Raw genomic sequence first — 12,986 nt, forward strand, 5'->3', positions numbered from 1 at the left:
GGGACGCTAGCGGGTGAAGACCCAGCATGCAATGCACCGAAGATCACACTCCAACTCGGTCAAATTGATATTGCTTGGCAATGCCTTGTCTAAGGCAATTTAGCAGTGGATAGAGCCTGGTTCGCAATGTTGCCCGGCGCAGTCGGAAGTGGCAGAAGCAAACAAACAACCGAATATCGCACGCGGACAAGAGATGCCAGCGCCCAGCAACAATTCCCGCTACCTCCTGATAATTGCAGGCATGCATCGCAGCGGAACGTCCTCCGTTGCTGGGCTCTACAAGTGCCTTGGGGCTGACTTGGGGCCATCTTTGATGCCGCCCGCTCCCGATAATCCTAAGGGATTTTTCGAGAATAATCGGATTGTTGTCGCGCATGACGCCTTGTTGTCCGATCTCGGTCGGGCATGGAATAGTGATTTGCCTTTGGACCCCGGTTGGAGCAATAGCCGTCCTGCACTTTCGGCTCTCTCACATTTGAAATTCATCCTGGCCGACGAGTGCCGGTTCGACTCGCCGGTTTGGCTCGTCAAGGATCCGCGCATCTGTCTGCTGCTGCCGATCTGGCACAAGATCGCCGCCGAACTTGAACGCGAACTGAAGATCGTCGTCGTCCTGCGTCACCCAGAAGCAATCGCCGCCTCGCTTAGAAGTCGCGAAGGCATACCCTTCGACGAAGGTATGCAGTTGAGCCTCAGGTACACACAGGCGCTTGCACGCGACGGCTTGCCTGAAGGCACTTGCGGACTCTTGTACGACGCGCTGCTTGCAGACCGCGAAAATGCGCTCGACATCCTCAATGAGGCGGCTGGTGGCATTTTCCCGTCTCCGAATGAAGCACAGCGTCAAGAAGCCGAATCTTTCTTTACCGACTCGCTTCGCAAAAACACCGCGTCCGGAGCGACGACAAAGCTCGGTCGGCTATATGAATCTCGACTCTCGGGAAAAAAGGCGCTCGTTGCACCTCAAGAACTCGCTCGCTTTCTCCAAGAGACGGCTTCTTTGCCTGCGGAACGCGTTGAACCGCAGACGGATTTCGATCGTGCTCGCAAGGACTACGAGGAACGCCTCAAACTTGCGTGCGCACGCACGAACTTGCAGCTACTCCACGCGCGCGAGCATATAGTCTCTTCAAAGGATTCGATTTACCGCGAGTTGAAGGCGGAGGCCGACAAAGCCCGCCAAGACTACTCCGAACGAGAAGAGGAACTTTTGACGGCGCGCAGAACATATCGCGCGCGCGAAGTCGAATTACTGTCGCAGATGACTGACGTGAAGGCGAGCTGGGAGCAACGCTACCTGCAAGCGGAAGCGGATTTGGCAACAGCGGTTCGAGATATCGAAATGCGCCTCACGCTTCAACGCAGAGACGCCGAAGCGCAGATGACTACGTTGCGCCAGGATTTGGAGGACGCGCAAACACTGAATAAGATTCAAACGGAACGCATCGAAAAATATGAGGCATTGCTCCGCTGGCAGGCACAAGCACCATTCCGCACCGGATTAAAGAGCTTTATATGGGGCTCTGCGCGGCTAGGATATCGCGCTGTGCCGCTCAGCGAGCGGCAGAAGCAAGCTCTTTTGACAAGATTCGGTTCGCGTCTTTCACGCTTCATACCTGGCGCTGCGTCGGTCGAGCTTCCCATCGCACCAAACATGCGGCCTGCCACAGAAGCCGAAGTGGCCGAGCCTGACTTTAGCTTCAAGGCCGTCGAAGCGCCGGAGGTGTCCATCATCGTGCCGGTGTATAATCAGATCGGCTACACGGTCAGATGCCTTCAATCGCTGGCGGAGCAGCGCACCCGGCACTCGTTCGAGGTCATCGTCATGGATGACGTGTCGAGCGACAGAACTTCGGAAATTCTGCCACGCATTCCGGGGCTCCGATACATCCGCAACGAGACGAATCTCGGCTTCCTCAAGAACTGCAACAAGGCCGCCGGGTTGGCTCGTGGCAAATACCTTGTCTTCCTCAATAACGATACGATCGTGCTTTCAGGATGGCTCGACGCGCTGCGCAGAACATTCGATTTGCATGGCGACGTCGGCCTGGTCGGCTCAAAGCTCGTATACCCGGATGGGCGCCTCCAGGAGGCCGGCGGAATTATCTGGAAAGATGCAAGCGGATGGAATTGGGGTCGGCTCGGCGATCCGACGCATCCGCGCTTCAACTATGTGCGCGATGCGGATTATCTATCCGGCGCTTCGATCATGATCCCCCGAGACCTTTTTGAGGAGATCGGACGTTTCGACGAGCGTTTCGCACCCGCTTATTACGAAGACACGGACCTTGCCTTCTCAGTGCGGGCGAAGGGTCGCCGCGTACTTTATCAGCCCAAATCGACGGTCATCCACTTCGAGGGTATCTCGTCAGGAACCGACGAAAGGCACGGCGTAAAGCGCTACCAAGTCGTGAACCGAGAAAAATTTGCAAAAAAATGGGCCGACGTTCTGGGCATCCATGGCACGAGCGAGGACGGTCCGCTCGCCTCCGCGGATCGTCGCTGGGCGCGCCATGTTCTCATAGTCGATGCTGTTACGCCGACACCAGACCAGGACTCAGGTTCGGTTGACATGGTCAATCTCATTCGCATCCTGACCTCACTGGGCCGCCGCGTTCATTTCGTCCCTCAAACCAACTACGCGCATTTCGGCCGCTATACCGATGAGCTTCAGGAGCTTGGCGTGGAATGCGTATATTTCCCACCTTACCGCACACTGGAACATTATCTCGAAGAAAACGGGCATCTGTTCGAAACGGTTTTCGTCTGTCGTGAACCCATTGCACGCGGCGTCATTCCACTGCTTGCCAAGAAATTGCCGAAGGCAAAACGTGTGTTCTACACGGTCGACTTGCACTATTTGCGATCCGAACGGCAGGCACAGCACAGCAATGATCCGCAAATCGCGCAAGCTGCGAAGGATACGAAGGCTTCCGAGCTTTCGTTGATGCGGCAAAGCGATGTGACCATTCTGCTTAGTGAAGTGGAGCAGAACATCATCGCCTCGGAACTACCGGAAGTACGCACTGCAATCGTCCCGCTAATCCGGGACATTCCGGGCCGGCGGACCGGCTTCAAGCAGCGCAGCAACGTGGTCTTCATCGGCAGCTTCAATCATCCGCCCAACAATGACGCCGTCGAGTGGCTCGTAAAGGAAATCTGGCCGCTGGTGCGGGCGCGCAATGTGAATGCGCGGCTGAGAATATGCGGCAGCAACATGCCGGACTCTGTGCGGGATCTGTGCGCGGATGACCCCGATATAGAAGCGGTGGGCTTCATCGCAAATCTTGGCGAGGTCTTCGACCACTGCCGATTGTCAGTGGCACCTCTTCGCTTTGGCGCCGGACTGAAGGGCAAACTTGCGACCTCGTTCGGTTACGGCGTCCCCTGCGTTGCAACCGGCGTAGCAATCGAAGGCATGTCAACCGAGGGGCTTGAGCCTTGCAGGCTTCAAGGAGAGACGGCCGAAGAGATCGCGGACTTGATTGCGCACTACTATAGGTCGGAGCAGGATTGGGAGCGCGCGTCTCAATCCTCGCTCGCATACGTCGAGCAGCAGTTCTCCTTCGGAGTGGTGCGCGACAAGGTCTCGGCCATTCTGGACAGTCTTGACGAAAAGAAGCGATGAGGGTTTGACGCCGAGCTAAGCGCGCGCCTAACAACATCGCCGGGCTTTACATTCGAAACGAAGCTAGACCTTGCAAGAGACGACGGCGAACGGTGCCTACCGGACGTTCGGGTCCGCGTAGCACTTGCGCATGTATTCGCAGCGGAAGCTGCCCGAAAAATGCATGCTGTCGCCCTTGGCTGGCGAAATGAAGTTGCAGACCTCTTCCAGGCCTGCCGGCGTTAGCCAGCCATAACGTCGGCCGCGTTGCACAGCGAAGCAGTCAGCCGTCTCTTCATCCGGGCCCCGGAATTGATGTCCACACTCGTGCGCGAAAATCCACTGCTTGACCGGTGTCGATACCTTGTTGAGGAGGCGCGGGTTCATAATCAGAAAACCGGGATAGGCCGCACCATAATCGTCAAGGGTGCTGTCGATAACGGTGGGGCGTTGACCGCACAGTTGCGCCCGCCCGTCCAGCTTGAACTGGCCCGGTGCCAGAAGCTTGGTGTCTCCACCGACCTGCTTGACGTATTCCTCCGGCGTCGGCGCGGAGTCTCCGCTGTGCGCAGCACGTGGAACTCCGATTGCCGCTATAGCCAGTCCAAGCACCATGCCGGACAATGCGTGTCGCATGCTCATCAATTCAATCTTCTTGATTGCCTTGCGCCCCAAATTCCGTTGCCCGGTAGAATGGCTCGAAAAGCCATCCGGCACAAGCGGCCTTCCCCTTAATTCGTCCCCGCTATCAAGAACCTGGGCCTGCAATCCGTATAGAACTGAAGCATTGGCCTCTCAAGCCGTCACGTCCATCTCGATATCCAGCATATCATCGTCTGAGAACCCGAAATGATGACCGATTTCATGGATTAGAACATGGGCGATGAGATGACCAAGAGCCTCCTCTCCTGAGGCCCACTCATCCAAAATCGGGCGACGGTAGAGGAAAACAAAGTCCGGCTCGCGTGGCATATCGGACACACTTTTCTTGTCGACGCTAACGCCCTGATAGAGCCCCGTCAGCTCGAATGGGTCTTCGATACCCAAATCTTCCAGGATCTCGTCATCGGCGAAGTCTTCCACCCGGATCACGACATCGCTTGCAAGCTCGCGGAAATTTGCCGGCAGCTTTTCCCAAGCCTCTCCCGCGAGAAACTCGAAATCAGCAAGCGACGGTGCCGATTTGTCTTTCCAATCTGAGTTCATTGCCCCCGCTCGTCTCCACCATCGACCACTTCACAGATAGTGTTCGACAAGGGCCCTTGCAATTGCGCGGAAACCTGACGCGCCAACCGTGGGGGACAAAAAAGCCGCCCCTCGTCGGAGCGGCCAATTTTGTTGTCCCTATGCGCTGTCGGCTTACGCGTTCGGCCAGCTGCGCACGTCAACGAAGTGCCCCTCAAGAGCGGCCGCAGCCGCCATGACTGGTGACACCAGATGGGTGCGGCCCCTGTAACCCTGTCGGCCTTCGAAGTTGCGGTTAGACGTTGAGGCGCAACGCTGGCCAGGCTTCAACTGGTCCGGGTTCATGCCAAGGCACATCGAGCAGCCGGGCTCACGCCATTCAAAGCCTGAGGCCTTAAAGATCTTGTCGAGCCCTTCGGCTTCCGCCTGTTGCTTCACCAGTCCGGAGCCCGGAACGATCATCGCATAATCAAGACGCGAAGAAATTTTCTTGCCGTCGACGACCTTGGCAACGGCACGGAGATCCTCGATGCGCCCATTCGTGCAAGAGCCGATCCAGACCACATCGAGCGGAATGTCGGTGATCTTGGTCCCCGGCTTCAACCCCATGTAGTCAAGCGCGCGCACCATCGAGGCGCGCTTGTTTTCGTCGTCAACCTTGCCGGGATCGGGAACCTCACCGGTGATCGAAACGACGTCCTCGGGCGAGGTGCCCCACGAAACTATGGGCGGGAGCTTGGAAGCATCGAGTTTCACGACGCGATCGAAGTGCGCGCCCTCATCCGTCTTCAACGTCTCCCAGTACTTCATCGCCATGTCCCAGGCGGCGCCCTTGGGCGCCTTGGGACGACCCTTGATGAACGCATACGTCTTCTCGTCCGGAGCGATCATACCCGCACGTGCGCCGCCTTCAATGGACATGTTGCAGACCGTCATACGGCCTTCCATCGAAAGCGCGCGGATTGCCTCGCCTGCGTATTCGATAACCGACCCAGTACCGCCTGCGGTACCGATCTCACCAATGATCGCAAGAATGATGTCCTTGGCGCCAACGCCATGCGGGGCGACACCGTCGACCTGCACCAGCATGTTCTTCGCCTTCTTCTGGATCAGCGTCTGGGTCGCAAGAACGTGCTCGACCTCGGATGTGCCGATGCCATGTGCCAGCGCGCCGAAGGCACCGTGGGTCGACGTATGGCTGTCGCCGCACACGATCGTCGTCCCGGGCAGCGTGAATCCCTGTTCGGGACCGACGACGTGGACAATGCCTTGGCGCTTGTCGAGCTCGTTATAGTACTCGACGCCAAAGTCCTTGGCATTTTTTGCCAGGGTCTCGACCTGCACGCGGCTCTGCTCATCTGCGATACCGTGCGAGCGATCCGTGGTGGGCACGTTATGGTCAACTACCGCCAGCGTCTTCTGCGGAGCATGGACCTTGCGGCCTGTCATGCGCAGTCCTTCGAAGGCCTGCGGGCTCGTCACCTCGTGAACAAGATGGCGATCAATGTAAAGCAGGCAGGTGCCGTCGTCGGACCGCTCAACCACATGATCGTCAAATATCTTGTCATACAGCGTCTTCGCCATGGGAACCTTCGCTCGCGATAAGGGAAATGATGCGCTCTGCGCAGCCGTTAGATAGCTCTGCCCTGTCAAAGAAGCAAATCAGCCGAAGTCGCAGACACGATCAGAAACCGTTGCCAGCCGATACCGAACTACCGACTTCCACCCAACATCCGCAATATTTTGATTTTGCTTGATTTATTTTGAGGCCGGTCGCTAATGCGCGCGCAGTTCCTTGCACAGCGCATTGAAGCGCTTGACGGTAAGACCGGTGTCGCGGGTCCAACCCAGATCGCATTGCTCGATCGTCACCGCGACCGGCAGGCTCCCTCCACTTCGCGGCGGAGCCATGCGCGGCGTGTAGTCCGGCGGATTGGAAGGTTTGAGCTCGTAGGCGCGCGGCAGGGTCGGCGTGCCGACGGCCCCGCCCGGCTTACCGGGATACATCGGAACCGTGGAGGCATAAGGATCACGCGGAACCCCCATCGGCGAAGGAACGTATCGGCCGTTGGCGTCATATTGCGCCAGCGCAGGGCTTAACCCAGCGCCGAGAGCAAGACAGGCAACGATTGTACGCGCGATCATAATCCTTACATCGGACGATTATTCCCGGCGTCAAGGCAAACCTGGACCGATGGTTGAGAAAAAGGCTGTCGCGATACCGCGCGCAAGGCCGTCCGGGCTAGGGACGCCCTACTTCCAGCCGCGCGTCTTTGAGACCAGAAAATCGCGCAGGAGCTGCACCTTCTTAGAGTTTCTAAGCTCCTCGGGATAGGCAAACAGAATGGGCATCTTCGGCGCCTCCATGTCGGGAAGCACTGGTACAAGATCAGTATCGTTCTCGCTCATATAATCGGGGATCATCCCGATACCTATGCCAGCGCGAACTGCGTACTTGATCGCCACCACGCTATTGACGCGCAGCACGGCGGACCTCGGTTCTCGGTTCTCCCGGCCTACCGTCTCCACCCAGTTCACAGCTGTCAGATGCTGGGCGGGCTGACCGCTATAAGAGATGATGCGATGCTGATCGAGATCGTCGATGGACGCGGGCGCTCCAAATCGGCGGATATAATTCACCGAGGCAACAGCACGCACTCGGCTTTCCAATAGTGGCCTGCGGATAAGATCTGCCTGGTCGGGCTCGCGCGTCCAGATTGCGACGTCGGCCGCGCGCATACCGATATCGACCTGCTCGTCATTGAGGATGAGTTCAACCCTGATGTCGGGATAGAGATCTGTGAATTCGCTGAGACGCGGCCCGAGCCAGATCGTGCCGAAACCGATCGGCGCAGTCACACGCAAGTCACCGGAAGGCTTGGAAGTGGAATCGGTGAGCAAAGTCTCTGCCGTCTGCAACTTGGCAAACACTTCCGAGACGGTGCGATTGAGAAGCTCACCTTGTTCGGTCAACACCAACCCGCGCGCATGGCGATGGAAAAGCGTCACCTTGAGGTCCGCTTCAAGCGCAGAGATCTGACGGCTCACGGCAGACTGGCTCATGTGAAGCTGCTCACCGGCGTGAGTAAAGCTTCCTGCCTCAGCGGCGGCGTGAAAAATCCGAAGTTTGTCCCAATCCATCCGGCGGTCATTCCAAATTGCGTCGAGCTTTATATTCTCGCATGGCAGCCATGCCGACGCTGGCGCGACTGTAGCTGGGATTTGCTGCAGTGCAACTCATTTGCGGGGAGTTTCAGCTAGATCGCATGCTATGCAATGTCCCGCCCGCTCTCTGATGGGCGGACTGACTGTGACCGGCCGGGGCGCAAACTCAACAGTTGTATTATAGTCCCGCTCGGCCTGTAGCCCTAAATACGGTTCGACTGTCTTGATCTTTGGCCGTCCGATGACGACCTAGGGCAAGTAAATGGCACAAAACGAGGTTCGCATATGAGCACGATTAAGAAACTTTCCTTGGCGGTCACTTTGGCTGGCGTGATGTCGGCACCGGCGTTCGCTGAGCCCACGAAGCTTTGGGAGGTAACCGGGTTGGCTGCGCCCGAATGCGCGCTTCCAGACGCGGCCTCCAGCACGATTTACGTTTCCAACGTCAATGGCGACCCGATGAAGAAAGACGGTAACGGCTTCATCGCCAAGGTTTCGCTCGACGGTAAGACAGTCGACAAGGAATGGTCGACCGGCCTCAACGCCCCCAAGGGCATGGCGATTTCAAACGGCCATCTCTTCGTCGGTGACGTCGATGAACTGGTTGAGATCAACCTTGCCGATGGCAAGATCGTCGCCAAGCACAAGGCCGAAGGCGCTGGCCTCTTGAACGACGTCGCTGCGGACTCCAAAGGCAACGTCTATGTTTCCGATACGGGCGCTGGCGGTGTCTATAAATACGCTGACGGCAAGATCGAAAAGTGGCTAACTGATCCGATCTTTGCAGGCGCCAACGGCGTTGCCGTGGAAGGCGACAACCTTATCGTCAACACCTGGGGAATTCTTACTGGCAACGGTTTTGAAACCAGCGCACCTGGCCGCATGGTGTCGGTTTCGCTTGCTGACGGCAAGTTCACAGAACTCGACGGCGGCAAGCCCGTGGGCAATCTCGACGGTCTGGCTTCCCTCGGCGGCGGCCAGTATCTGATTTCCGACTGGATGGCAGGCAAAGTCATGAAGTTTACGACCGGCGGCAAGATCGAGGTTTTGCTTGAGGACGGTCAGGGCACGGCCGATCTTGGCTACGACGAAGCCTCCAGGATCATGTACCTGCCCCAGATGATGAAGGGCACGCTCACAGCTTACCAGATGCAGTAGCAGAATTACGACCGAGCCGATTTACGAACTCGGTTCGTGAAGTCTAATCGAGGCGCAGGGAAGACTTCCCTGCGCCTCTTCTTATTGCTCCCGACTATTGCTGCAGTTGCAGCAATCTCGAAATATCCTGATTACTATATCGTCCTCACGATAATACTACCGATGCTGGGGTTTGCAGCACTTGTGAAGTCAACTAGGTTCGACGCATCAACTTCCCCCAATCGGGACAAGGAATGAAAGATGAAATCCCCTTTGTATTTTTCCTGCGCTGCACTTGTCGCAACGGCGCTCTCGCTCGGCGGCTTAACGCAGAAAGCTGCGGCGCAAGGCGCTCCAGGTGTCGCTTACATCACGAGCCAGGACGGCGACATCAGCGTTCTCTCGCTGGATACGCTCGCAATTAACGAAACGATCCATGCCGATGGCAAAGCTCCGCGCGGTCTCGGCGTGACGAGCGACGGCAAGTATCTCGTCACCGCCAATCGTGACGGCGGCGACATCTCTGTCATTGATCTCGCGACGAAGAAGGTCATCAAGCATATCCCGATCGGGAAGAACCCGGAGTTCGTGCGTGTGCAAGGCGATCAAGCGTTCATCAGCTTCGAACCCAGTTCAGTGGGCGGCCCACCTCCCAAGAAAGGTGAAAAGAAAGCCGAGACTAAGGATGATGATGACGATCTCCTGCCGGCGAAGATAGCGATCGTTGATCTAAAGAAGCTCGAGGTCATTTCGGAAGTAACAAGCGGCCCCGAGACCGAGGGCATTGAGTTCACGCCCGACGGCAAAGCGATGCTGGTCACCAATGAGGCTGACAATACCGTGACGGTGTACGAACTGCCGGACGGAAAGCTGATCAAGACAATCGACACTCACGAATACGGTGATCGTCCGCGTGGGATTAAGGTATCGCCTGACGGGATGACCTACGTCGTGACCCTAGAGTTCGGCAATAAGGTCCTTATTCTGGATAAGGACTTAGAGCCCGTTAAGTCGATCTCGACAGGTGAGAGCCCGTACGGCGTCTCCTTTGACCGCAGCGGAAAACGTTTGTTCGTTGCAGCCTCGAAGGCGAAGGAAATCCAGGTATTCGACGGAAAGACCTTTGAGCCGATCAAGAACATTCCGGTCAAGGATCGCTGCTGGCATTTCAGCTTCTCTCCCGACGACAGCAAGATCGTGGTCGCATGTGGTCGCTCCAACAATGTCCTCGTTTTTGATTCAACGAGCTATGAATTGCTGAAAGACGTGCCGGTGAAGGACATGCCTTGGGGCGTCGTCACCTATCCCAAGGCTATGGGTAGCCTCGATCAGCCCTGATTCGGCGGCCGCCTCAGAAGTCAAGAAATGCAAAAAACGCCGGAATTGCTCCGGCGTTTTTTCTATCCATCAGCTCGGCAAGATTTGCGCGAATTCTATTCCGCCGCCGCTGCATGAACCTCGTGCTTAGCGAGATAACGCTCGGTCTCGAGCGCCGCCATGCAGCCCATACCTGCCGCGGTCACAGCTTGACGATAAACTTCGTCCTTGACGTCGCCCGCCGCAAACACGCCGGGAATGACGGTCGCGGTGGAGTCGGGCGCGGTGATCAGATAGCCCGACGGGGTCATCGGTAGTTGTCCTTTGAACAACTCTGTTGAGGGTGCGTGCCCGATGGCTACGAACACGCCATCAGCGGCGCGCTCGGTGATGTCGCCCGTCTTGACGTTCTTGATGCGCAGGCCCGTTACCGACCGCGGATCACTGGTGCCGACAATCTCCTCCACGGCGCTATCCCAGATCACTTCGATTTTAGGATGCTTGAAGAGACGATCCTGAAGGATCTTCTCCGCGCGGAACGTGTTGCGGCGGTGAATAACAGTGACTCGCTTGGCGAAATTCGTCAGGAACAATGCTTCCTCAACTGCAGTATTGCCTCCGCCGACGACCACGACTTCCTTGCCTTTGTAAAAGAAGCCATCGCAGGTCGCGCATGCAGACACACCATGCCCTTTGAAAGTTTCTTCAGAACGTAGCCCAAGCCAGCGAGCCTGCGCCCCGGTGCAAATGATCAGCGCATCGCAGGTGTAGACGTCGCCGCTATCACCTTCGAGGCGAATAGGCTTGGCCTTGAGATCCACCTTGTTGATGTGATCCATCACGATCTCGGTGCCCATGTTGGCAGCCTGCTCCTGCATCTGCTCCATGAGCCAGGGCCCCTGAATGGCTTCTGCGAAGCCAGGGTAGTTCTCGACTTCTGTCGTAATCGTCAGCTGTCCGCCCGGCTGAGATCCCTGAATCAAAATGGGCTTCAGCATCGCGCGCGCGGCATAGACGGCGGCGGTGTATCCGGCCGGGCCGGAGCCCAGAATGATCACCTTGGTGTGACGGGCTGGATTGGTCATGAGTGGCATCCGTCTTCGTTTGCTTCGTTTGAGGCGTTATTAGGGGTTTGAACCTCTAAACGTCAATGTCGCTGCCTGGATTCTCAACGTTACATCCCGAGGGATGCGGCGCACTGGCACGGGTGCTAAGATACTGCCCAGCGCCTTAATTGGCGCCAAAAGTCGGGGGTGGACACTTGCATACGACCGCGAAGACCGATGCGCAGGATATGCGCCGACGGATAAAGGCCATTATTGTGGGCTCTTCGGGCAACTTGGTCGAATGGTACGATTTCTACGTGTACGCCGCCTTCTCGCTCTACTTCGCCCATGCCTTTTTTCCAGCGGGCGACCGCACCGCGCAGCTTCTTGCAACAGCTGGTATCTTCGCTGTCGGCTTCCTGATGCGCCCCCTCGGTGCGTGGGCTTTTGGGCGTCTCGCAGACCGCAGTGGTCGCCGCGTCGCCCTGACCACTTCCGTTCTTCTGATGTGCTTCGGCTCGGCTTTAATTGCGCTCACGCCGACGTACAGCACCATCGGTGTCGCGGCTCCGATCATATTGTTGGTCGCGCGGCTCATCCAGGGCCTGAGCCTGGGCGGCGAATACGGCACCAGCGCCACTTACCTTTCCGAAATGGCGACGCGCGAAAGACGTGGTTTCTATTCCAGCTTCCAGTACGTCACGCTCATCGGCGGACAACTCACCGCTATGCTCGTCCTCATCGTGTTGCAGAAGTTTGCCCTCACCGATGCCGAGCTCGAAGCGTGGGGCTGGCGCATTCCATTTTTCATCGGCGCTCTGTTGGCTGTGGTGGCCTATCGGATGCGCCGCGACATGCACGAAACAGATGCCTTCATGCGCGAGACCCGCCGTACCTCTTCGCTGAAGACGTTGATGGAACATCCGCGCGAGGTCGCCATAGTCATCGGCCTCACCATGGGCGGAACGGTCGCCTTCTATACCTACACCACTTATATGCAGAAATTCCTGGTCAACACCTCCGGCTTCGACAAGCGAACCGCCACCATGATCTCGGCATCCGCGTTGTTCATCTATATGTGCCTGCAGCCGGTGGTGGGCGCGTTGTCGGATCGCATCGGCCGCAGACCGATCCTAATTGCGTTCGGCGTGCTCGGCACGCTTTCCACGATCCCCCTACTGACCGCGCTGGAAGCAACGCGCGATCCCTGGATCGCCTTCGCCATCATCATGTTTGGACTGCTGATCGTGTCCGGATACACAGCGATAAATGCGGTGGTGAAAGCGGAGCTGTTTCCGACGCATGTTCGTGCGCTCGGCGTCGGCCTGCCGTTCGCCGTGACCGTGGCGCTATTTGGCGGCACGGCTGAATACATCGGGCTTTGGTTCAAGTCGATTGGGCACGAGACGTACTTTTATTGGTACATCACTATCTGCATCGCCCTATCGCTAGTGGTTTATGCCGGAATGCGCGATACGCGCAACGAAAGCGCCATTTCGACCGACTAGAAGAGAGCGGCAATACCCTTA

General features: G+C 57.3%; 10 protein-coding genes. 4 read left to right on the forward strand and 6 right to left on the reverse strand.

Translation table 11 applies throughout. The annotated features are described in order from the left end of the window. Nucleotides 1-193 precede the first annotated feature (193 nt). On the forward strand, nt 194-3,628 hold the full coding sequence (locus R3D51_03120) for a glycosyltransferase (GenBank protein ID MEZ5898464.1): 3,435 nt from the start codon (nt 194-196) through the stop codon (nt 3,626-3,628). A 96-nt stretch (nt 3,629-3,724) separates the two neighbouring features. Here the strand turns inward: R3D51_03120 and R3D51_03125 are convergent, their stop codons facing one another. From R3D51_03125 to R3D51_03145, 5 genes are all read right to left on the reverse strand, one after another. After that, complete coding sequence (locus tag R3D51_03125) at nt 3,725-4,249, reverse strand: hypothetical protein (GenBank protein ID MEZ5898465.1); 525 nt, start codon at nt 4,247-4,249, stop codon at nt 3,725-3,727. Between the two features lie 153 nt (nt 4,250-4,402). Then, nucleotides 4,403-4,813 (reverse strand): metallopeptidase family protein, encoded by a 411-nt coding sequence (locus R3D51_03130; GenBank protein ID MEZ5898466.1) that lies wholly within the window; start codon nt 4,811-4,813, stop codon nt 4,403-4,405. 153 nt (nt 4,814-4,966) lie between these two features. Then, on the reverse strand, nt 4,967-6,376 hold the full coding sequence (leuC, locus tag R3D51_03135; GenBank protein MEZ5898467.1) for a 3-isopropylmalate dehydratase large subunit: 1,410 nt from the start codon (nt 6,374-6,376) through the stop codon (nt 4,967-4,969). Between the two features lie 192 nt (nt 6,377-6,568). After that, nucleotides 6,569-6,937, reverse strand: coding sequence for a hypothetical protein (locus tag R3D51_03140; GenBank protein MEZ5898468.1), 369 nt, complete (start codon nt 6,935-6,937; stop codon nt 6,569-6,571). A gap of 108 nt (nt 6,938-7,045) precedes the next feature. Continuing rightward, nucleotides 7,046-7,933: a LysR family transcriptional regulator gene (locus R3D51_03145; protein ID MEZ5898469.1), complete on the reverse strand. Its 888-nt coding sequence runs from the start codon at nt 7,931-7,933 to the stop codon at nt 7,046-7,048. 309 nt (nt 7,934-8,242) lie between these two features. Between R3D51_03145 and R3D51_03150 the strand changes: the two genes are divergently transcribed. Next, nucleotides 8,243-9,115 (forward strand): hypothetical protein, encoded by an 873-nt coding sequence (locus R3D51_03150; GenBank protein ID MEZ5898470.1) that lies wholly within the window; start codon nt 8,243-8,245, stop codon nt 9,113-9,115. Nucleotides 9,116-9,355: 240 nt separating this feature from the next. Further along, nucleotides 9,356-10,432 (forward strand): beta-propeller fold lactonase family protein, encoded by a 1,077-nt coding sequence (locus tag R3D51_03155; GenBank protein MEZ5898471.1) that lies wholly within the window; start codon nt 9,356-9,358, stop codon nt 10,430-10,432. Nucleotides 10,433-10,527: 95 nt separating this feature from the next. Here R3D51_03155 and trxB read toward each other — a convergent pair whose 3' ends face one another. After that, nucleotides 10,528-11,496, reverse strand: a complete 969-nt coding sequence (trxB, locus tag R3D51_03160) for a thioredoxin-disulfide reductase (GenBank protein MEZ5898472.1) — start codon at nt 11,494-11,496, stop codon at nt 10,528-10,530. Between the two features lie 176 nt (nt 11,497-11,672). On the opposite strand from trxB, the gene R3D51_03165 reads away from it, so the two are divergent. Then, a complete protein-coding gene (locus R3D51_03165) occupies nt 11,673-12,965 on the forward strand; it encodes an MFS transporter (protein MEZ5898473.1) in 1,293 nt (430 codons plus the stop codon). Nucleotides 12,966-12,986 lie beyond the last annotated feature (21 nt).

The organism is Hyphomicrobiaceae bacterium (genome assembly GCA_041397645.1).
Classification (GTDB): Bacteria; Pseudomonadota; Alphaproteobacteria; order Rhizobiales; family Hyphomicrobiaceae; genus Hyphomicrobium_B.

What these genes read in the sequence shown, in the direction of transcription:
- R3D51_03140 (MEZ5898468.1), bottom strand. Translation starts at nt 6,937, where the DNA reads ATGATCGCGCGTACAATCGTTGCCTGTCTTGCTCTCGGCGCTGGGTTA.
- trxB (MEZ5898472.1), bottom strand. Translation starts at nt 11,496, where the DNA reads ATGACCAATCCAGCCCGTCACACCAAGGTGATCATTCTGGGCTCCGGC.
- R3D51_03150 (MEZ5898470.1), top strand. Translation starts at nt 8,243, where the DNA reads ATGAGCACGATTAAGAAACTTTCCTTGGCGGTCACTTTGGCTGGCGTG.
- R3D51_03120 (MEZ5898464.1), top strand. Translation starts at nt 194, where the DNA reads ATGCCAGCGCCCAGCAACAATTCCCGCTACCTCCTGATAATTGCAGGC.
- R3D51_03145 (MEZ5898469.1), bottom strand. Translation starts at nt 7,933, where the DNA reads ATGGATTGGGACAAACTTCGGATTTTTCACGCCGCCGCTGAGGCAGGA.
- leuC (MEZ5898467.1), bottom strand. Translation starts at nt 6,376, where the DNA reads ATGGCGAAGACGCTGTATGACAAGATATTTGACGATCATGTGGTTGAG.
- R3D51_03125 (MEZ5898465.1), bottom strand. Translation starts at nt 4,249, where the DNA reads ATGAGCATGCGACACGCATTGTCCGGCATGGTGCTTGGACTGGCTATA.
- R3D51_03130 (MEZ5898466.1), bottom strand. Translation starts at nt 4,813, where the DNA reads ATGAACTCAGATTGGAAAGACAAATCGGCACCGTCGCTTGCTGATTTC.
- R3D51_03155 (MEZ5898471.1), top strand. Translation starts at nt 9,356, where the DNA reads ATGAAATCCCCTTTGTATTTTTCCTGCGCTGCACTTGTCGCAACGGCG.